This is a genomic window from Croceimicrobium hydrocarbonivorans (assembly GCF_014524565.1).
Taxonomy (GTDB): Bacteria; Bacteroidota; Bacteroidia; order Flavobacteriales; family Schleiferiaceae; genus Croceimicrobium; species Croceimicrobium hydrocarbonivorans.
On record NZ_CP060139.1, the window covers coordinates 3,204,716 to 3,226,304 of the forward strand.

Here is a 21,589-nt window from a genome sequence, read left to right on the forward strand (position 1 = left end):
CTCGTAACTTCCCCACGGGTACTATTTGTTATTAATCTATAAAATCTATTCTATGAGGAAGTTACTACTCCTTTGTAGTTACCTTGCTGCTATATCCCTATATGGCCAAGGGACTATCATCACGAGTCCACCATTGACTCCTAACAATGGCTCCACCGGAATATCCTTACGGGTTGAGGCGACCTCCCCAATTGAGATTACCGGCTTAACTAATGTTTTTTCCACCGGCGCCACTAGTGCTACTGTTTGGGTTCGTCAAGGCGGGGTAACTCCCGGAGGAACTCCAAACGTTTCTACTGCAAACGGTTGGACTCAGGTTGTGGTAAATGCTCCAATTACTGGCGCAAACAGCACCGCTCTGAATAACATTCCCTTTGGTGGGGTAAAGATTCCTGTTCCTTCAGGAGGTTCGATCGGTATCTTTATTGAAGGCACCTCTGGTTCTTCTCGTTATCAAACGGGTACGGCTTCTGATCAGGTGATTTTTACCGACGGAACCATGACGGTAAACCTTGCAGATTCTGTGGCTTATGGTGGTCCTGCATCTAGTCCATCCAACAATCCACGTCGTTTTGTTGGCTCTGTAACTTATGCATTGTCTGTAACCGGCAACTGTACCCCATTTACCGGATTTGCAATCGACAGTATTAGCGGTACTGCTGCTAAAGTGAACTGGACTCCTGGAACCGGAAACACCGGTTACAAATTAGAGTACGGTCCTGTAGGATTTACGCCTGGAACTGGTACTGTGGTTAGTGGTACTTATCCTACCAGTCCAGTAAGTCCTCCAGTGATTTTATCTGGTTTGAGTGCTAGCACTACCTATGATGTTTACTTCGAAGAGTATTGCAACACTGGAACCGATACGGTTGGTTTCCCAACTCCACAAAGCTTCACTACCACTAAATTATGTGGTGCACCAACTGGCTTTGCTGAATCTAACCTTACTTCCAATACGGTAGATGTAAACTGGTCTCAGGCCGGTTCTTATACTGAGGCTTGGGTGATGTGGGGTCCAACTGGAACCACTCCTGGTAGTGCCGGATGGGATGTAGACACCATTATGTCTCCAACCATGACTTACACCATTTCGGGTTTAAGCCCATCTACAGGATATGATATCTATTTAGCTACCAATTGCGGTGGTGGAAATGGAGTTTCTGATACGGTTGGGCCGATCCAAATTGTGACTCCAATTCAGGGACCACAAGGTTTGAACTGTACCACTGGTCAGGCTGGTTTAATCTTCCAGGATGATTTTGAAACTCAATTAGGTTGGACCGGAAACTTTGGGTCTGGAACCACCGCTTCAAACTGGAACTACCACTCAGGTCCTACCGGATCTACTGCTACTGGTCCTACCGGAGCTCACAGTGGAAATACCTATTTATATACGGAGGTTTCCGGTACGGCTAGCGGAACCCATATAGAAGCCATCTCTCCTCGCATCGATCTAAGTTCTTCTTTTAATCATGCTGAATTGGCTTTCTGGTTACATGCCTATGGAGCCAATATCGACACTATAAAGGTTCAGGTTGGTGGCTCTGCCACTGGTCCCTGGAATACGGTATTTACTAGAGTTGGACAAGTTCAAACAGCCAATGCAGATCCATGGCAGCAAGTAGGGGTAAACCTAGATGCTTATGTAGGTTCTGCAATTTACTTGCGCTTTTTAACGGTGCATGGCACTAGCTTTAACGGTGATGTTTCTATCGATTTGGTAGAAGTAAGTTCATGTCAAACCTGTCCTTTCCCATCAGCACCAACGGTGAATTATGTTTCTAGCGATTCTGCCTACTTTACTTGGAATGGAACCGGCTATGATTACGATGTAAACTGGGGACCACGTGGCTTTACCCAAGGATCACCATCCAGTTTCTTTGATAGTACTTCGGTGGCCAGTATTGGTATTGGAGGTTTAAGTGGCAACACCGCATACGATATCTACATCCGTAACGATTGTTCGGATTCGGCTAATGGAACCAGCGGATGGGTTGGACCTGTGCCTTTTGTAACATTATGTAATCCACTTACAGCTCCTTACACTAATAATTTTGATAGCGATTCTATTGATGCACCCCCCATTTGTTGGGATAATGCATTAATTGGTGGAACTAGTGCAACCTTGCCTAATGCCGATGTGGAGGTGCCAAGTACAACCTATCCTCCAATATCATCACCCAATGTCGTACGATTCTATAATTACAATACCGATACGGCATGGCTGATTAGTCCACAGTTTAGTGATCTTTCTGTTGGAGATAAGCGGATTAGTTTCTATGCTATGACTACCACTACTGCTACTCCTAATCAGCTAGTAGTAGGTACTGTCGCTAGCCCAGGAGATCGTTCCAGCTATGTAGCAATTGACACTATTGATATACAGCGAAACTATGCTCAATATGTAGTGGATCTTACCGTAGCCAATGGTTACAATGGAAGCCATGAATTTGTAGTGCTAGAGCACGCTGGTCCAGATTTCCGCACCTATTATATTGATGATTTTGTGTACGAGCAAATTCCAGCTTGTAACCCTCCATTAAGCAGCACCTTAGGTGTTAATTATGTAACTGCCACTACCGCAGAAGTATTCTGGGGTTCAGGTTCGGATGGCGATACTACCTGGATTGAATGGGGCCTACCCGGCTTTACTCCTGGTGCTTCCAATTTAGGACGTATTGCGGTAAGCGGTGCTCAAGACAGTGCCTTGATTAGTGGCTTGATGGCCGAAACCGACTATGAATTCTACATTCAAGATAGCTGCTACGGAAATGGTAATAGTCCTTATGTAGGTCCGGTTGCTTTCCGCACTGCTTGTGCCATTGTAGCACCAGCGGTTCTTCCGCTGAGTGATGGTTTTGAGAATTATTCCAATGGCCCAACTTTTAGTGCCACTGCCTTCTTATGTAATCCATCTTATTACTGGACTTTCGAGCCAGGTAATACTAATGGTAGAGGACGTTTACAAGCAAATAGCGCATTTTACCGCAATGGTTTGCAGGCCTTCACAATTGACAATAGTGCCTTTGTAAACCCATCTCAAACCAGTTATCTAACTATGACGGTAGATTTAAGTAGCTATACCTCCGCTGGTGGTATCAACTTAAGTTTCTACTTGATGGATCACAGCAACCAAAACCATCCGGATAACAAGGTATGGGTTCGCGGTGCACCAAGTGATCCTTGGATTGAAGTGGTGGACCTAAATACTACAGTATTTGGAAGCTTTGGTAGCTATGATTCCATTATAGACCTGGATATTATGGCACCAATTACCAGTGCTGGACAGGCTATAGGTAATAGCACTCAAATCCGTTGGGGGCAAAACGACTTTGGATCGGCTACCTCAGCAACTTGCTGCTACGGTTATACCATTGATGATGTATCCTTAACTGCCGTTACCTGTCCTAATCCAAGTGCACTAGCCGTATCTAATCTTTTAGATACCACTGCTACTATGGGCTGGGCAAATAGTACTTCAGCTAGCCAGTATCAATTCTGGTTTGGTCCTCAAGGTTTCTATCAAGGTACAACCACCACTACGGGTACTAAATTCTTTACTAGCTCCAGCAGTATTACTGCTGATACTTTAAGTGCTACAACATGCTATGAATTCTTGGTTCGCAGTGTATGTTCGGCAGGGGATACCAGTGATTGGGTAGGTCCAGTGCAGTTCTGTACTACCTGTCCGGTTGGATATGCGATGCCTTATTTCACTGATTTTGAAATCAATACTCCTGGGGTGGCCACTGGTTCACCAGCGGGTTGGGCAAACTGTTGGACACAGCAATCTGCCTCTGGCGCCACCGTACGTTGGGAAGCAGAAGATGCTAGTGGTTCGAATGAGAATTCCTCGAGTACAGGTCCATTCCTGGATAATACCCTGGCTCCACAGTCGGGTGGTATTTATATGTATTTGGAAACTTCTACATCCGGTTCTTATGCTGATCTAGTTTCTCCGGGAATTAATCTGGCTGGATCGACCAATCCACAAATTGAGTTTGCTTACCATATGTATGGGGCCACTATCAATAAGCTGGTTATCCTTGCTGAGAATGTAACAACAGGAACTATCACCACTTTGGATAGTATTGTTGGTCAACAGCAAACCGCTGGATCTGATCCATTCAACACCCATGTTACCAATGTGAGTAGCTTAGCTAGTGGTTCCTACCGATTTATCTTTAGAGGATATCTTGGTACATCTTTTACCGGTGATATTTCCATAGATGATGTTTGGGTAATGGAAGCACCAACCTGTCCTCGTCCTGCCGGATTGATGCAGGATAGTGCTAACCTAAATGATATTACCGCAAGCTGGACTTCCAATGGAACCGGTTCATCTTGGGAAATTGAATATGGTCCGGCAGGCTTTACGCCCGGTAGCGGAACTACGATAATTGCAACCAGTAATCCATACACCATTACCGGTCTTAGCTCGGCCACTGCCTATGATGTTTACGTGCGTGAGATTTGTGGACCTGGCGATACCTCTTTGAGAGTAGGGCCTAGTTTAATGAACACCACCTTATGTTTGGCAAGCGATCAGTGTTGGCATGATGTTGATCTTGAAGATACCTTCGGTGACGGATGGAACGGCGGATTGGTAGACGTGGTTCAAAATGGTGTTGTTGTAGCCACTTTGGGTCAGAGCTTTACTACAGGAACCCTTTATCAGGATTCAGTATTACTTTGTGATTTACTGAATACTGTTTTTGTATTGCAGAATGCCGGTGGTTGGCCATCAGAGATTGGTATTACTGTTTATACTCCTTGGGGAACTCAAGCAGGTCAGTACATAGCAAATGGAGCAACCGGTCAAGGAGATACTTTGGTAGCCATGACTGCTCAGTGTAATCCACCTACCTGTCCTCAACCCACCGCTTTAGTGGTGAACTCGGTTACTGGAACCACTGCAAATGTGGGCTGGACTGCCGGGGGTACAGGAACTTCCTGGGAAGTAGAATACAGTACCGGAACCTTCTTGCCTGGGGCAGGAACCCGCGTATCTGCTACCACCAATCCATATACCATTACCGGATTAAGTGGTTCTACAAACTATAATTTCTATGTTCGTGAGGTTTGTTCACCCGGTGATACTTCAGTGTGGTCAGGTCCTATGAACTTTGCTACTGCTTGTATTACAGCAACGGCTCCTTATTTTACCGATTTCGAAAACATTCCAATCGGAACCGGAACCGGAACTCCAGCAACCTGGGGTAACTGCTGGTATGCAGAAACCTTAAATGGTGCTACCGTTCGTTGGGAATCTGAAGATGCCACTGGTGCTAATGAGAACTCTTTGGATACCGGTCCCTTTACCGATGCTAGCATACACCCGGCTTCCGGAGGTACTTATATGTATATCGAGACCTCAACATCAGGAACCGGTCCGGCAGAATTGACCTCACCCACAATTGATTTCAGTAGCTTAAGTCAACCTGAGTTGCGCTTTGCCTATCATATGTACGGTGCAACCATCAATAAATTGGTGATTCAAGCAGAGGATATTAATGGTAACCGAATTGCTATTGATAGTTTGGTGGGGCAACAACAAACGGCTCAATCGGATAGCTTCTTTATCCGAACCATAGATTTAAGTACGCTACCTCAAACTACTTATGCCTTTGTATTCCAGGGATATCGTGGAACCTCATTTACAGGAGATATTTCTATCGACGATGTAAGTGTGGATGAGCAAGGTAGTACCGGATCAAATTGTCCAGCCCCTCTTAATGCGATGGCAACTACTAATGTGGGTTGCGATAGTGTAGAAGTGGATTGGATGTCTGGAACCGGTGGTTCTATCATTGAGTACGGTCCAGCCGGATTTACGCCTGGTACCGGAACCTTTACCAATGTGGTAACCGCTCCTTATACTATTTACGGATTGACTCCGGGCACTGCCTACGATATTTTAGTAGCAGATACATGTTCTGGAGATACCAGTAGTTATGCGCCAATTAATGTGAGCACTGCTAGTGGTCCATTACCGGTAGCGACTATTGGTTCAGTAACCAGCACAATCGCAGGAAACCAATTCATTGTGTATCTAGATGCCACCGGTACCACCGATGCTACTAGCTACACCTGGGATTTCGGAAACGGAGTTACCGGCAGTGGATTAATGGATACGGTAGTGTTCCTGGGTAATGGTACCTATACTGTAGTATTAACTGCGACCAATGGTTGTGGTAGTGATACGGCCAGTTATCAAGTTTACGTGAATATTGGCTTGGATGAGAATCCATTGGCTAATCATTTGAACGTATATCCAAACCCAGCCAACTACAAGGTGAATGTTAGTTTCCGCGAAGTTGGAAGTGCTGATGTTGAGATTCGTTTGCGCGATGCACAAGGTCGAGAAGTACTCTTTATTTCCGACCGTATGCAAAGTGGAACCTATGCCCGAGATATTGATGTTAGTCAATTAGCTCGAGGAATTTATACGGTAGAGGTAAAGTCAGGCGGATTAACGGCTCATCGCCGATTAAGTCTGAATTAATAGATTTTATCTACTGAAATTTTAACCCCGGCCTTGTGTCGGGGTTTTTTTATTGCTTGTTGTTGAGTAAATTGGGGCTCTCTATTATTCTGTATTAACCTATTTCTTTACAATGAGGAAACATCTACTAGCCTTAGGTGTCCTTGTCTCAGGCGCTCTGTTTGGCCAAGGAACCATCACAACGAGTCCTCCATTGACTCCCAACAATGGATCAAATGGAATTGCATTTCGAGTTGAAGCTACTTCACCGATTGAAATTACTGGATTAACCAATGTCTTTAGTACCGGCGCAACCAGTGCCACGGTTTGGGTCCGCCAAGGAGGAGTTACTCCAGGTGGAACACCAAGCATTACTGCCGCAAATGGTTGGTCACAAGTAGTAGTTAATGCTCCTATTACTGGAGCAAACAGTACTGCTTTGAATAACATCCCCTTTGGTGGGGTTAAAATTCCCGTGCCTTCAGGAGGTGCGATCGGTATCTTTATTGAAGGTACAACAGGTACCACTCGCTATCAAACCGGAACTTCGGCAGATCAGGTCATCTTTACTGATGGTACTGCTACCGTTAGTGTGGCAGATTCAGTGGCTTACGGAGGTCCAGCTTCTAGTCCTTCCAACAATCCCCGTCGATTTGTAGGAACCCTAACCTATGCCTTATCGGTTACCGGAAATTGTACTCCTTTCACAGGATTTGCCATTGACAGTATTAGTGGTACAGCTGCTAAAGTAAACTGGACTCCAGGAACCGGAAACACCGGCTACAAAATAGAGTACGGTCCAGTTGGCTTTACACCAGGTACAGGTACTGTGGTAAGTGGAACCTATCCAACATCTCCGGTAACTCCTCCGGTAGTATTAACTGGCTTAAGCCCCAATACCAATTACGATTTGTATTTGGAAGAGTACTGTAATACCGGTACTGACACAGTGGGCTTCCCAACGCCACAAGGTTTTACCACTACTAAATTATGTGGTGCTCCTACGGGATTTGCGGAGTCTAACCTCACTTCCAACTCCGTTGATGTAAGCTGGTCGCAAGCCGGTTCTTATACGGAAGCCTGGCTAATGTGGGGTCCTGCGGGAACCGCTCCCGGTAGTGCTGGTTGGAATGTAGACACCATTATGTCGCCAACTATGACCCACACTATTCCGGGTTTAAGTCCATCCACCGCTTATGACATTTATTTGGCCACCAATTGTGGGGCAGTAAATGGCGTTTCTGATACTGTAGGACCCATTCAAATTGTAACTCCAATTCAGGGACCACAAGGTTTTACCTGTTCAACAGGTCAACCCGGATTAATTTTCCAGGATGATTTCGAATCTCAATTAGGATGGACCGGAGACTTTGGTACCGGAACCACAGCTTCTAATTGGAACTATCACTCAGGTACAACTTCGTCGACTAACACTGGTCCTACCGGTGCTCATAGTGGTACTAATTATTTATATACTGAGGTTTCTGGTACGGCTGCCGGTACCAATATTGAAGCGATTTCTCCACGAATTGATTTAAGTACTTCCTATAACAGCGCAGAACTTTCATTCTGGTTACACGCTTTTGGTGCCGATATCGATACTATTAAAGTACAAGTTGGTTTATCAGCTACTGGTCCTTGGAATACCGTGTTTACCCGTGTAGGTCAGGTTCAAACAGCTAATGCAGATCCCTGGCAGCAGGTAGGAGTTAACTTAGATTCCTACGTTGGATCAGCAATTTATATCCGATTTCTTACCGTACATGGAGCGAGTTTTGATGGTGATGTTTCTATCGATCTGGTAGAGGTAAATTCTTGTCAAACTTGTCCATTCCCCGGAGCTCCTTCTATAACTTATGTTTCCAGCGATTCAGCCGCATTCTCTTGGTCAGGCTCTGGTTATGACTATGATGTAAGCTGGGGACCTCGTGGTTTCAGTCAAGGTTCTTCTTCAGCTAGCTTAGACAGTACCACTACTAATAGTATTGGAATTGGTGGCTTAAACGGAAATACAGCCTATGATATTTATATCCGTAACGATTGCTCAGATTCAGCCAATGGCACCAGCGGTTGGGTAGGCCCCGTAACTTTTGTAACCCTATGTAATGCGCTTACCGCCCCTTACTTCAACAATTTTGATACAGATTCTATTAATCATGTACCTATCTGTTGGGATAATGCTTTAATTGGCGGTACCAGTACTACATTACCCAATGCAGATGTTGAAGTACCTAGTACTACTTATCCACCAATCTCATCTCCAAACGTAGTTCGCTTCTATAATTACAATACCGATACCGCTTGGTTGATCACACCTCAATTTAGTGATCTGAGTGCCGGAGATAAGCGTATTGTATTTTATGGTATGACTACCACCACCACAACTCCAAACCCATTGGTGGTTGGAACGATAGCTAGCCCAGGAGATCGTTCAAGCTTTGTTCCTATAGATACCATTGAATTACAGCGTAATTATGCTCAGTATGTGGTTGAGTTGACAACTGCGAACGGCTATAATGGTACGCATGAATTCATCGTATTGGAAAATGCCGGTCCTGATTTCCGTACCTATTACATCGATGATTTTGTTTATGAGCAAATTCCTGCTTGTAACCCTCCTTTAGTTAGCACCTTAGGTATTAACTACGTAAGTTCAACTACAGCTGAAGTAAGCTGGGGATCTGGTTCTACTGGTGATACTACCTGGATCGAGTGGGGCTTACCTGGCTTTACTCCTGGTTCAAGTAATTTGGGTCGCATTGCTGTAACCGGTGCTCAAGACAGCGCTTTGATCAGCGGTCTTACCGCTCAAACTACTTATGAATTCTATATTCAAGATAGCTGCAATGGTGTAGGCAACAGCCCTTATGTAGGACCACTGACCTTTACTACGGCTTGTGCCATTACTTCACCAGCAATTTTGCCAATTAACGATGGCTTTGAGAACTACTCTTCCGGCCCAACCTTCACTAACACTACCTTCCTTTGTAATCCAACTTATTATTGGACTTACGAGCCCGGTATTAGCAGTAGTCGTGGTAGGTTACAAGCGAACAGTGCTTTCTATCGTAACGGCTTACAGGCATTTACCCTTGACAATAGCATTTTTATAGACCCATCCGAAACCAGCTACTTAACTATGACCGTAGATTTAAGTGGTTATACTTCTGCAGGTGGTGTGAACTTGAGTTTCTACTTAATGGATCATAGCAACCAAATCCATCCCGATAATAAAGTTTGGGTTCGTGGTGATCACTCCGATCCTTGGGTTGAAGTTGTTGATCTGAATACCACCGTATTTGGAACCTTTGGTAGCTACGACTCTATTATCAATTTAGATATCAAAGCGCCATTAACTAATGCCGGTCAGAGCTTAGGGGCAAATACACAAATTCGCTGGGGTCAAAATGACTTCGGCTCGGCTACTTCAGCAACTTGCTGCTATGGATACACCATTGATGATGTATCTCTAACTGCTGTTGCTTGTCCTGATCCAACCGGTTTAACAACCGCAGGCTTATTTGATACTACTGCTACCTTAACTTGGGCAAGCAGTGGTGCTGCATCACAATATCAATACTGGTTCGGCCCAGCTGGTTTTTATCAAGGTACAACCACAACCGGTGGTCAAAAAGGATTTACCTCTGGTAGCTCTGTAGTAGTAGATACCTTAACTGGTCAAACTTGTTATGAGTTCTTGGTGCGTACCGTATGTAGTGCTGGTGATAGCAGTGCTTGGGCAGGACCGTACAGCTTCTGTACTCCATGTTCGCCCATTAGTGCACCTTACTTTAATGATTTCGACAACTTGCCTCAGGGTAAGGATTTAGGATGTTTTAATAGCATCGAAGATCCATCCTTTGCCAGTTCGAATTTCTTAGGAGTAACCATTCAAAACTCAACCACTTATCAACCGGTTTCATCACCGAACACAGTAGAGTTTGACAATAGTAGCTTAACTGCTTCTCCATTATTAATGGTTTCACCTCCTACTTCTGATATGACGGCAGGGGATAAACGCTTACGTTTCTTTGCCCGTAGTACCTCGGTAGCAACGGTGCGTACCTTAATTGTGGGTACCATCTCTAATCCTACTGATGCTTCTACCTTCACGGCTATGGATACCTTGGTGATGACCTTAGGAATGACCGAATATATTGTTGACCTCACCGCCGCCAATGGCTACAATGGTACCGACAATTACTTCGCGATTGCTCACGGTCAATTGCAAACCTTCCAATATATCTACCTGGATGACTTGCATTATGAGACCATTCCAACTTGTGTGCGTCCAAATGCCCTTACTGTTTCAGGAATTAGTCAAAATGCCGCAACAGTTAGCTGGACTAATGCCAATGGAAATACCTCAGCTAACTATCAGATGGAATATGGTATCGGCCCATTAGGTGATCCCGGTAATATCCGTATGCTTACCAGCAACAGCTCCGTTTCCTTAACAAGCTTAACAGCTGGAACTGGCTACTGTGTTTGGGTACGTGAAATTTGTAGCCCTGGAGATACCAGTTTCTGGAGAGGAGCAGAATGCTTCAGTACTCCTTGTCCTGTAAGCTATAATGCACCTTACTTCACCAATTTTGAAGGTATTAGTTTAGGCGCTGCAACCGGAACACCTGCTGGTTGGGAAAACTGTTGGACGCAAAATTCCACTTCCGGAACTCTACGTTGGGAGTCTGAAGATTCTGAAGGAGCGAATGAAAACTCTCTGGATACTGGCCCCTTTACCGATAATACCTTGGCGCCAGCCTCAGGTGGTACTTATATGTTCTTGGAAACTTCTACTTCAGGTGGTCCTGCCGAGTTAATTTCTCCCGGAATTGATATTTCTACGGTAAGCAATCCCGAGTTGGAGTACCACTACCATATGTATGGTGCTACCATGAATAAATTGGTAGTATATGCTGAGAATAGTTCCGGTACTCGTATTGCTATAGATAGTATTATCGGCCAACAACAAACTGCAGGTTCCGATCCTTTCTTGCGCAGAAACGTATCCTTAGCTTCACTTCCAGTTGGCGTGTATAACTTCATCTTCGAAGGACACCTTGGTACATCATTTACCGGTGATATTTCCCTTGATGATATAAGTGTTCAACAAGGAGCTACTTGTCCTCGTCCATTGAACTTAAGTGGCGATCCACAAACTACTACTTCCGCCATTGCGCGTTGGGGAAGTACTGCACTTGCTACATCTTATCAAGTAGAATATGGTCCAACCGGATTTAGCGCGGGTACCGGTACCTTAGCTGTAACCACTGCAGATTCTATCGTATTAACCTTTGCAACGGCTAATAACCTTTGCCAGGATGTTTATGTACGTGCTATCTGTCCCGCTGGTGATACCAGTGTATGGTTAGGACCAGTTGCTGTTTGTCCAGAGGAAGTTACTTGTGATAATATTGATCAGTATGATGCTTCATTAGAGCTTTACGATCAATCAGCACTCTTTATTCCTTGGGCCGGTAATGCCGGTGATGTAGAAATCATTACCAGTCAGTCGAGCTCAGCTCCTAATGCCGTTCACATTCATGATCAAGGTCCTAATGGATTTAGTGACTTGGTAGCTTATTTCGATACCATCTCCGCTGGAGCATGGGAAATTAGCTTCGATTTGTACGTGCCTACCGGTAATGGTGCTTACTACAATGTACAGCAAAACCATATCGGTGGAGCTACTGGTAACTTATGGGGAGGTGAGATTTACTTCCTTGATAATGGAACTGCAGATGTTGTTTATACTACTGGTTCTAATTTGGCAGGTAGCTTTAACTATACTCAAGGTCAGTGGATTACCGTTGGTACGGTGATTGACCTTGCAAATGACTCTATCTGGATTCGTTTGAATGGTGTTAGTACCGGTGTAGGATATGCCTATTCAGCAGCCAATGCTGGTGGTCCATTACAGTTTAATGGTGTGAACTTCTATTCAGGAGTACGTCAAACTATGACTTACGACTGCGACTATTACTTCGATAATTTCTGTATCAACCCTTATGTTCCTGCAAGCTGTCCTCCGATTACCGGATTGGCTTCTACAGCGAATATTGGTTGTGATAGTGTGGAAATCGACTGGACTAGTGGTAGTGGTAACTCCTTATTGGAATACGGACCTGCAGGCTTTAGCCCTGGAACCGGAACTACCGTAAGTGTAAGTAGCACTCCAATTGTGGTGAATACTTTATTGCCAGGTACTGCTTACGACTTCTACGTATCAGATATCTGTGGTGTAGATACCAGTGCTGCTGTTTCGATCACTGAAACTACTGCTAGCGGTCCATTACCTACCGCCAGCTTTACCGTAAACGAAACCATCATTGGAAATACCATGCGCGTAATTGTAGACGCAAGTGCCAGCACTGGTGCCAGTTCCTACAGCTGGGTTTTCAGTAATGGATCTATGGGATCTGGTGTGATTGATACCAATACCTATTTAGCCAATGGTACTTATACCGTTTACTTAACGGTAAGCAATGCTTGCGGATATGTTGTTGATTCAGCAACTGTATTGGTAAATATTGGTATCGATGAGAATCCATTAGCACAATCACTGAATGTATATCCAAACCCAGCGAAAGATCGCGTTCGGATTAACTTCACTGAAGTGGGTAGTGCTGATGTAGAGATTTATTTACGTGACGCTCAAGGGCGTGATGTATTACATCGCAGTGATCGCTTAGACGGCGGACAGTACTCTGGTGACCTCGACCTTAGTGGTTTGGCGAGCGGAGTATATATGATCGAAATTCACTCTGGTGGATTGAGAGCACACCGTCGCTTGACGATTCATTAATCGCCTTTAATTTTTAAAGAAAGTCCCGACCCTCGCGTCGGGACTTTTTATTTTTGCCCCATGGTATTTAAGATTGGCGATATCGTTAGCTTTTTACATGAAGCGGGAACTGGGACTATCCTGAAAATTGAAGGGAACCAGGCGGAGGTGATGATGGATCATGGCTTTGCGGAATGGTTGCCACTTAATGAATTGGTGCCACGAAAAGCCCTGAGTATTGGAGAGGTGCAATCCAAAGACCGTCCTCGTACTTCCTTAGAGAAAGGCAGAGCCAAAGCCAAGGCCGCAGAAGTAATTGAAGCGGATCTTCATTTTGAAGCTTTAGTAGATTTCCCGAAGAACTTCTCTTCTCATGAAAAACTGCAAATCCAACTGAATGAGGCGCGAAAGGCCATTGATAGGGCTCGAAGGGCTGGAGTGAAAAAAGTGGTACTCATTCATGGAGTAGGCCAAGGGCGTTTACGCGATGAGATCTATGCCATGTTGGAACGGATGGATCGAATCATCTTTTATGATGCTTCATTTGCTCGTTATGGAAAAGGAGCAACCGAAGTGGAGCTGCGTTAATTCTGACGTACCTTTGCGGCAAACAGGCCGCCTTATCGCTTCGATGTAAATCGGGGAGGAAAGTCCGGACAACATAGAGCGCCGTGCTCCTTGAAAGGGGAGGAGAGTAGGCTTAATTCCTGCTTTACAGATAGTGCCACAGAAAATAAACTGCCTCAATTTCGGTTGAGGTGAGGGTGAAAAGGTGCGGTAAGAGCGCACCGCGCTGTTGGTGACAACAGTGGCAAGGTAAACCTCGCGGGTTGCAATACCATGTATACCGGGGCTTGAGCGCTGCTCGTGCGATCCCGGAGGGTAGGTAGCGTAGATAAATGATAAGGACTCCCTCGGGAGGACAGAATCCGGCTTATAGGCCTGTTTTATTTAGCTTGATTTTAAATGACAAGGAAAGGCTGGAAATACTATAAGCATGTTCGAAAGCAACATGGCTGGAAGGGCTTGGTAAAAGAAGCGGGCTGGCCGGTTGCCATTGGACTATTTGCTTTCTTCCTGATCAAAGGTCTGGTATGGCTGGCGGTTTTTTATGGTTTGTTCAAAGCCGTGGAATAGCAAGAAATAAAAAAAGCGACCCAATAAGGTCGCTTTTCTATTATTCGTCAGTAAGAGATTAACTCTCTACTGCTACTTCATATTCTTGCAAATAACGTTCTGCTTCTAAAGCACCCATACAACCACTTCCGGCAGCAGTAATAGCTTGGCGGTAGTTTTTATCCTGAGCGTCGCCAGTAGCAAAAACACCGGGTAAATTGGTGCTGGCAGTGCCTGGCTTGGTTTTGATATAACCTACCTCGTCCATATCAATCTGACCTTGGAAAATGTCCGTATTAGGTTTATGCCCGATGGCTACAAAGAAACCTTCTGCTTCAACTACGCTTTCCTCGCCGGTTTCGGTATTCTTAACGCGAACACCAGTAACGGTTTTTTCACCTAAAACTTCCAGGGTTTCAGTATTCCAAAGTACTTCGATGTTGGCGGTATTCTCCACGCGTTGTTGCATGATCTGAGAGGCCTTCATATGATCCTTGCGCACCAATAAAGTTACCTTAGGGCAAAGTTTGGCTAAATAAGTAGCTTCCTCAGCGGCAGAGTCTCCACCACCTACAACTACTACATCTTTACCTTTAAAGAAGAAACCATCACAAATAGCACAGGCAGAAACACCGTGACCCATCATGTTTTTCTCGGATTCTAATCCTAGGTATTTAGCACTGGCTCCGGTGGCAATAATCACGGTACGAGCTAAAACTTCTTTGCTTTCGTCGATGATTAATTTATGGTATTCGCCACCAATCTTGCTTAATTCGGCTTTGGTTACCATACCGAAGCGAATTTCGGTTCCGAAACGCTCCGCTTGCTTACGCAGATCTTCCATCATGGCCGGACCCATAATACCTTCGGGATAACCCGGAAAGTTCTCTACATCAGTAGTGGTGGTTAACTGTCCGCCTGGCTCTAAACCGGTATATATGATGGGTTTCAAATCAGCGCGGGCCGCATAAATCGCAGCAGTATAGCCGGCTGGTCCGGAACCAATGATCACGCAATCGTGCTTTTCCATTTTTCTAAATTTTGGGCAAAGTTAATTTTTCAGTAAAACCCTAAAGGCTTCCCAAGTCACCTTCTATATTTTTATAGATCAGAGACTATGGCTCAAGCACCAAAATTAAGTCATCTTGAGCCACCATGGTATTGTCGCTAAGCTCAATATTCCTGACAGTTCCATTTTTACTGGCTAATACTGTACTTTCCATTTTCATGGCCTCGATAACAAAAAGAGGATCGTTTTTCTTCACCTGATCTCCAGCCTTTACCAAGATCTTTACCAATTTACCTTGCAGCGGGGAGCCTACATCATTAGCTTCGGTGGCTTTGCGGTTCTGAACAGTATTAACCTCAATACTCTGATCCAACACTTCCACATGGCGATTCTGACCATTCAGTTTAAAGTAAACTTGACGTTTGCCATTAGGATCGGGCTCAGTAATATTTAAGAAGCGCACCAAAATGGTTTTCCCCTGATCAATCTCCACCATAAACTCTTCATTTTGCTCGAGGCCATACCAGAAGTTTAGGCTGGGAATTCGCCATACTTCACCAAAGTCACGGTGAAAATCCAGGTAATCTTTAAAAACCTTGGGATAGAGTTTATAGCTCAGGAAGTCTAATTCATTGAGTTCTGACCCAAATTCACTTTGAAAAATTTGGAACTCCTTTTCAAAATCGACCGGCTTAAGATGTTTGTTGGGGCGATCCGTAAAAGGCTTTTCATTTTTTAGAACCAATTTTTGGAAGAGAATAGGGAAGCCACCATGAGGTTGTCCAAGTTCTCCCTTAAAGAAGCTAATTACCGAATCCGGGAAAGAGATGTCTTCACCTTTGGAAATCAGATCGTCTTTGGTGTAGCCATTGGTGGTCATAAACATAGCTAAGTCGCCCACCACTTTAGAGGAAGGGGTCACCTTCACTAAATCGCCCATCAAATGATTGGCATCCTTGTAGTTTTTCTTGATGGTTTCAAATTTATCTTCAATACCAAGGCCCCGAGCCTGTGGTCGTAAATTGGAATATTGACCACCGGGAATTTCATGTTCGTACAATTGTGCAGTTCCCGCTTTTAAACCGGATTCGAAGGGATAATACCACTCCCTCAAGTTTTCCCAATAGGCGCTAAACTCATTGAGCTTAGCTAAGTCCATTGGGTTTTCTCTTTCATGACCTTCCAAACAAGCGAGCAAGGAATTGAAATTTGGCTGGGAAGTAAGTCTGCTCATCGAATCGACTGCTACATCTACAACATCGACACCGGCTTCTATAGCTTTTAAATAGGTTGCTGATTGAACCCCGGAGGTATCATGAGTATGCAGATGGATGGGAAGGTCTACGGCCTTCTTTAATTCGGTGATAAGCTCTTGCGCAGCATAGGGTTTGAGCAAGCCTGCCATATCCTTAATGGCTAGAATATGCGCTCCCATATCTTCAATTTTACGAGCCAGATCCAGATAGTACTGAAGGCTGTATTTCGGATGTTTTTTAGGATTACTGATGTCGCCAGTGTAGCAGATACTCACTTCGGCCAAACCTTGGGTACGCTCAAGAACGGCTTTGGTAGAAACCTCCAATTGCTCAGTCCAGTTGAGAGAATCAAAAATCCGGAAGATATCGATGCCATTTTCCCAGGACTTTTCAATGAAGCGCTCAACGAGGTTATCCGGATAGGCCTTATAACCCACGGCATTGCTGGCGCGGATTAGCATCTGCGTAAGCACATTGGGCATGGCTTCCCTTAATAGTCGTAGACGTTCCCAAGGATCTTCCTTTAAAAAGCGCATACATACATCGAAGGTGGCACCACCCCAAATTTCAGCGGAAAAGAGTTGGGGGAAACTCTTGGAGTAGCTTTCGGCAATATTCAATAAATCAATGGTGCGCACTCGGGTTGCTAGAAGTGATTGATGGGCATCTCTAAAAGTGGTGTCAGTAAAATAAATCGGTTTTTGATCCTTAAGCCACAGGGAAAAGTCACGAGGACCTAATTCCGTCAGCAAATTCTTGGTTCCGGGAGTATGGGCCGAATGCCGATCATAGGCAGGAATAATTGCAGGCTGAAACTTCTTTTTAGGATCGTGATTTTTTATTTCAGGATTTCCATTCACAATCACATCCGCCATATAGCGAAGAATGCGGGTTCCTCGGTTTTTAGGCTTGGTGATTTCGAGGAGTTCAGAATGCTTTTCAATAAAGCTTACCCTCTGTTGTCCCTCTCTAAAAATGGGGTGGGCGATTACATTTTGCAGAAAGGGAATATTGGTTTGCACGCCGCGAATCCTAAATTCAGATAAGGCTCTGCGCATACGGTCGCTGGCCACATCCAGGCTGCTGCCCCAGGCAGATACCTTAACCAACATCGAATCGAAGAAAGGCGAAATGGTAACTCCGGGGTAACTGCTGCCTTCATCCAGGCGAATGCCCATTCCCGCAGCATTGCGATAAGCGATAATGGTTCCATAATCCGGACTAAATCCTTGCGCCGGATCTTCGGTAGTGATTCGACATTGAATGGCATGTCCGTTTACCTTTATCGCATCTTGATTAGGGATACCAATAACATCACCCCTAAGGGCCTCACCCATGGCCACTTGGATTTGGGCCTTTACAATATCGTATCCGGTAATTTCCTCAGTAATAGTATGCTCAACTTGAATACGCGGATTCACTTCAATGAAGTAGATGTTTTCGTCTTTGTCCACTAAAAACTCTACCGTGCCGGCATGAGTGTAATTAACCGCCCGACCAATTTTTAGGGCGTATTCATGCAATTGCTTGCGCGTTTTATCTTTTAAAGTGGAGGCGGGTGCTACTTCAACTACCTTTTGGAAACGCCTTTGTACGGAGCAGTCCCTTTCGTGAAGATGGACCAGATTACCATGTAGATCACCCAGCAATTGTACCTCAATATGCTTGGGATCTTCTACAAATTTTTCAATGAAAATGGTGGGATCACCAAAAGCTTTGGCGGCTTCACCAGAAGCTTCTCGATAGGCAGAAAGCAGGGCTTGATTGTCGCGTACCACGCGCATACCGCGACCACCACCACCAGAGGCTGCCTTCAACATAATGGGGAAACCGATTTTCTGAGCAGCATTTAGGATGTCTTCTTCACTTTGCAGGCCATCGGCCCCTTCTATCATGGGGATTTTGATTTTTTGGGCCAGCTTTTTAGCCGCAACTTTATTCCCCAATTGCTCCATTATGCTGGCTTTTGGGCCGATAAAGGTGATGCCTTCTTCGGCGCAGCGACGCGCAAACTCGATGTTCTCACTTAAAAAACCATAACCCGGATGGATTGCATCGACCTTTTGTCTTTTAGCGATGCGAATGATTTCTTCAATTTCTAAATAAGGGCGCAGCGGTTCGTCATCTGAACCAATTTTATAGGCTTCATCGGCTTTGTAGCGATGCAGGGAATAGCGATCTTCAAAACTGTAAATGGCAATGGTGCGAATTTTCAGTTCTGTGGCGGCACGAAAAATACGGATGGCGATTTCACCCCGGTTGGCGACCATTAATCTTTGGATAGTTTTCATTTGAGAGGATGAGATTAGGAGCTTGAAATTACACTTAGGTTGGTCCTTTTAGATTAAGCCAAGATTTAATATGCATGAAAAAACCCCGACACTAAGGTCGGGGCCCCAACAACGCATAGTGCGCTGTTTAGTACCTATATTGTATTGAAATTCGTGGCATAATCAACAGGAAGCTGTAAGTTAAGAAATTATTTGCCTCTGCTTAAAGTACTGATCCTAAGTTTGTTTAGAATTACATATTTAGGGTGATTCTAAAACAGCAATAATGCACTTCGATTTTCTTTATATCCGCGACAAAGGAATAGACCTAAGTCCAGTGCTTACTTGTGATTTGGTTAAGGTCCAAAGAATCAGATATCTAAACTCTTATACTAGCCTATTGGATTCCCGAACAGAATGATAAGAAGGAATGTATATCCCTAAAAAGTGTAGTTTGAAAAGATTTTCTGCCTCGCAATTGGGCATTTTTAAAGGAAATGCGCTACTTTGATGTACTTAACCTGCTGCTTGAAAATGAAGAGAATTTACTTGAGGAGTTCAGCATTATTAATACCGATTACCAGCCTTATCTTTTTCTTTAGCACTTTACCGTGCTATAGTCAGATTATGCCTCCAGAGTTGAAAGCAATGGAGCAAAGGCTCGATAGCTTAAAAGGAGAAGAGCGTTTTAGCTTTTTAATGGAACTGGCCCAGGCTTTTGCCCAGGTGGATGTTCCGCAATCTCGCGGTTTTTTGAAAGAAGCGGTGGCTTTGAGTAAAGACTTAAATCGTCATGACTTTACGGCCAGAGCCCTAAATGGTATGGGTATCACCTATTTTATTCAGGGTGATTTACATTCAGCATTGGACTATTATGAACAATCTCTGGAGATCAACGAAAGCAATAATGATAGCTCTGGATTAGCAGTTAATTACAGCAACCTCAGCAATATATATGTTGAAATTGGAGAATTTAATAAAGCGACTAATTTCTTTTATAAGGGCCTGCAATTAGCTCGTTTACAGGGTGATTCGGCCACCATGGCGGATATCAATAATAATCTTGCGCGCCTGTACAGCAGCTTAGGAGATCAAGAGAAGGCAGTGAGCCATTTGCGTAGTTCCTTGAAGCTTTACCGGACTATTGGCAAGGAGGATGTGCTCACCGATTATAATAATTTGGGAATCTCCTATGAGAAGATGGGCAAACCCGATTCTGCAGTCTACTTCTATAAAGCTTGTATCAAATTGGCGGATGAAGCGCATCAGAAACCAAGTCGCTTTTATGCCTTATCCAATTTAGTTAGTTATTTCATAAAGGTTGAAGAGGTAGATTCTGCCCGTATCTATTTGGACCAAGCCTTAAATGATCCGGATTTAAAGGAGTATGAGAATTTTTATCTCACTTTCGGAATTCGTGATGTTCGGGTTTTAGCTCGTGAAGGTCAAATTGATGAGGCATTGGAGAAAGGAGAGTTTTACATGGAGATGGCTCGAAAATATTCGCGCTTACGGGAGATAGTGGATATGGCTTCATCCTTACATCAGCTTTATGCCCTTAAAGGTGATTATAATACAGCCTATAATTATTTGTTAGAGCATTCCTTATATAATGATTCCCTGCTTTCCCAGTCTAATGTTGCGGAGTTAACCAAACTAGAAGAGCGTTATCAGTTTCAAATTGAGAAGGAGCGTCTGGAAGCTCAGCATCAAAGTGAAATACGGGATCAGGAATTAAAACGCTTTTGGGTCTATTGGTTCTTAGGAGGATTGGGCATACTAACCGTGGCCTTTGGTTGGAACGCCTATACACGTAGAGCGCGAAATATTGTACTTCGAGAAAAGAATCAAAGGATTGAAAAACAACATAAGGAGATTCAAGAACAGCAGGCTGAGCTTCGCGAACAGAAGCAAAGTCTTGAGATGTTGAATGCCTTTAAGGATCGCATTTTAGCGGGGATGGCTCATGATTTAAAATCGCCATTAAACTCGCTCCAGGGTCTAATTGACCTTAGCAATATGGAGGAAGGTCAGGATCCGCAGATCATTAAAGGTTTTATGCGAAAACTTTCTTCCGAAGTTGTAATTCTGCGACAGAGCATTGAAAATCTTCTGCATTGGGCCCGTTTACAAATAGGCATTGCAGAGAATAATGAGAAGAAAAGGATTGCGGTGGCAATGGCCTTGAATCAGGTGATTGAATTGTTTTCGGGACTCGCTAAAAACAAGAATATTAATATCGTCCAAGATATTAATGATGGTGATGCTCAACTCAATGCCGATGCTGAAATCGTAAGAATTGTACTGCGGAATTTTATTTCTAATGCCTTGAAATTTAATCCGGAAGGAGGTTCAATTTACATTTCTGGCGAAAGGAAGGAAGATTGCTATTGTTTTAAAGTGAAGGATCAAGGCCCCGGGCTGCGCAATTCCCAAAAAGATGAGATGTTCACCGAAATGATGGATCCTTCCGTAGGTACAGCTAAGGAAATGGGAACCGGTTTAGGATTGTATCTCTGCAGTGAGTTTGTGCGTGCCAACGGTGGTAAAATTGGAGTGGAAAGCGAAGCGGGCGAGGGATCTACTTTCTGGTTTAGTCTTCCTATAGTATAGTCTTAAAATTATTCTAGGCTTTTAGGAAATCTTTAGTTGCGATACAGACCTTTG

At 44.3% G+C, this 21,589-nt stretch carries 7 protein-coding genes and 1 other RNA gene; 6 read left to right on the forward strand and 2 right to left on the reverse strand.

Annotated features, from left to right (window positions below; genetic code table 11):
• Positions 1-52 precede the first annotated feature (52 nt).
• From H4K34_RS14435 to H4K34_RS14455, 5 genes are all read left to right on the forward strand, one after another.
• Entirely contained in the window at positions 53-6,505 is a 6,453-nt protein-coding gene (locus H4K34_RS14435; RefSeq protein WP_210758098.1) for a fibronectin type III domain-containing protein, read from the forward strand.
• A gap of 112 nt (positions 6,506-6,617) precedes the next feature.
• Positions 6,618-13,292, forward strand: coding sequence for a fibronectin type III domain-containing protein (locus H4K34_RS14440; RefSeq protein ID WP_210758099.1), 6,675 nt, complete (start codon positions 6,618-6,620; stop codon positions 13,290-13,292).
• A gap of 60 nt (positions 13,293-13,352) precedes the next feature.
• Complete coding sequence (locus tag H4K34_RS14445) at positions 13,353-13,859, forward strand: Smr/MutS family protein (RefSeq protein ID WP_210758100.1); 507 nt, start codon at positions 13,353-13,355, stop codon at positions 13,857-13,859.
• Positions 13,860-13,878: 19 nt separating this feature from the next.
• An RNA gene (rnpB, locus tag H4K34_RS14450) (RNase P RNA component class A) lies at positions 13,879-14,224 on the forward strand.
• A gap of 13 nt (positions 14,225-14,237) precedes the next feature.
• A complete protein-coding gene (locus H4K34_RS14455) occupies positions 14,238-14,408 on the forward strand; it encodes a hypothetical protein (RefSeq protein WP_210758101.1) in 171 nt (56 codons plus the stop codon).
• A gap of 58 nt (positions 14,409-14,466) precedes the next feature.
• On the opposite strand, the gene trxB is transcribed toward H4K34_RS14455, so the two are convergent.
• Together trxB and H4K34_RS14465 are read right to left on the reverse strand one after the other, a co-directional pair.
• Positions 14,467-15,417, reverse strand: a complete 951-nt coding sequence (gene trxB, locus H4K34_RS14460; protein WP_210758102.1) for a thioredoxin-disulfide reductase — start codon at positions 15,415-15,417, stop codon at positions 14,467-14,469.
• Between the two features lie 85 nt (positions 15,418-15,502).
• On the reverse strand, positions 15,503-18,943 hold the full coding sequence (locus tag H4K34_RS14465) for a pyruvate carboxylase (protein ID WP_210758103.1): 3,441 nt from the start codon (positions 18,941-18,943) through the stop codon (positions 15,503-15,505).
• 627 nt (positions 18,944-19,570) lie between these two features.
• On the opposite strand from H4K34_RS14465, the gene H4K34_RS14470 reads away from it, so the two are divergent.
• Positions 19,571-21,535: a tetratricopeptide repeat protein gene (locus tag H4K34_RS14470; RefSeq protein ID WP_210758104.1), complete on the forward strand. Its 1,965-nt coding sequence runs from the start codon at positions 19,571-19,573 to the stop codon at positions 21,533-21,535.
• The last annotated feature ends 54 nt before the right edge of the window (positions 21,536-21,589 follow it).

Coding starts and splice junctions, on each gene's coding strand:
- H4K34_RS14435 (WP_210758098.1), top strand. CDS start 53: ATGAGGAAGTTACTACTCCTTTGTAGTTACCTTGCTGCTATATCCCTA.
- H4K34_RS14440 (WP_210758099.1), top strand. CDS start 6,618: ATGAGGAAACATCTACTAGCCTTAGGTGTCCTTGTCTCAGGCGCTCTG.
- H4K34_RS14445 (WP_210758100.1), top strand. CDS start 13,353: ATGGTATTTAAGATTGGCGATATCGTTAGCTTTTTACATGAAGCGGGA.
- H4K34_RS14455 (WP_210758101.1), top strand. CDS start 14,238: ATGACAAGGAAAGGCTGGAAATACTATAAGCATGTTCGAAAGCAACAT.
- trxB (WP_210758102.1), bottom strand. CDS start 15,417: ATGGAAAAGCACGATTGCGTGATCATTGGTTCCGGACCAGCCGGCTAT.
- H4K34_RS14465 (WP_210758103.1), bottom strand. CDS start 18,943: ATGAAAACTATCCAAAGATTAATGGTCGCCAACCGGGGTGAAATCGCC.
- H4K34_RS14470 (WP_210758104.1), top strand. CDS start 19,571: ATGGAGCAAAGGCTCGATAGCTTAAAAGGAGAAGAGCGTTTTAGCTTT.